This is a genomic window from Burkholderia sp. IO2 (genome assembly GCF_029522185.1).
GTDB lineage: Bacteria > Pseudomonadota > Gammaproteobacteria > Burkholderiales > Burkholderiaceae > Burkholderia > Burkholderia cenocepacia.
Genome location: NZ_JAKWFH010000141.1, coordinates 1 through 1301, shown reverse-complemented (window position 1 = coordinate 1301; position 1301 = coordinate 1). Strand labels below are relative to the sequence as shown.

Below are 1301 nucleotides of genomic sequence, written 5' to 3'. Positions count from 1 at the left end.
AATCGGCATAGGGGACGGCCATGAGGCCGTACCCCTGCCACACCACCCGGCATGCGGGTCCGCACCGGGCGGTTCGGGAAGTTGAGGTTATGAGAGTCGGGGCACACCCAGCCGATCGAAGTACGCGAGGGTCAATACACTATTCAGGAGCTTGCCGCTGTTACGCCACCAGTGACAGCTGTTCGCCGCCACCTGTTGCGCCACAGCGGACGGTGCGCCCAGCGCACGCAGTTCCCGGTAGATGGTCGGACCGCGGCGCCAGTGTTTGAGCTGGATGACACGCAGCCGGTGACGCATCCACTTGTCCAGATCCAGCCAGACTCGTGGCGTCTGCGCCATCCGGAAGTACGCCTTCCAGCCCAATACATAGGGCCGTAACCGTTCCACCACGTCCTTCATGCTGCGCCCGCCGCTACGGCCGGTCAGTTCACGAATGCGGCGTTTGAACGCCAGCAGCGCTCTGGCCGCCACCTTGCGCTTGATGACACCGCCGGACGCTACCCATAGGCTGTAGCCCAGAAACTTGCGACCGAACACACTGGCGACTGCGCTTTTGGTCTCGTTGACCTTCAACCGCAGTTGCCCATACAGACGACGCAGCAGCGCCATCACCCGCTCGCCAGCACGGCGGCTACGAACATAGACATTCGCATCGTCGGCATAGCGCGCAAAGCAGTGGCCTCGCCGCTCCAGTTCCTTGTCCACCTCATCGAGCAACACGTTGGCCAGCAACGGCGATAGCGGCCCGCCCTGTGGCGTGCCCTGTTCGCGTTGCTGAACCACGCCGCCATCCATGATGCCGCTGTTCAGATACGCCCGGATCAGCCGGATCACGCTGGCGTCCCCAATACGTTTCTGCAGTCGGTCGATCAGGATGTCGTGGTTGACCCGGTCGAAGAACTTCTCCAGATCAACATCCACCACGATTCGCCGACCCGACTGCACGTACGACTGCGCGGCAAGCACCGCATCGTGCGCACGCCGTCCAGGCCGGAAGCCGTAGCTGTGCTCGCTGAAGCCAGGATCCAGAACCGGTTGCAGCACCTGCAGCAGCGCCTGCTGGATCAGCCGGTCCGTCACCGTCGGGATGCCAAGCTCGCGCTCGCCTCCGTCCGGTTTCGGGATCGTCACCCGCCGTACCGGACTGGGCCGGTACGTCCCCTTCATCAACTGTTCACGGATCGCGGGCCACGCCGTCACCAGATGGCGCGACGTCTGGTCAATATCCAGACCGTCCACGCCAGCGGCTCCCTTGTTGGCCCGTACCCGTTTGAACGCCTGCTTCAGGTTCTCCCTCGTCA

1 protein-coding gene is annotated in these 1301 nt (G+C 63.6%); it reads right to left on the bottom strand.

The genetic code is table 11. The features are described from left to right. Positions 1-87: 87 nt before the first annotated feature. A partial coding sequence (gene ltrA, locus MMB92_RS35175) for a group II intron reverse transcriptase/maturase (RefSeq protein ID WP_080330552.1) occupies positions 88-1301 on the bottom strand: 1214 nt, incomplete at its 5' end.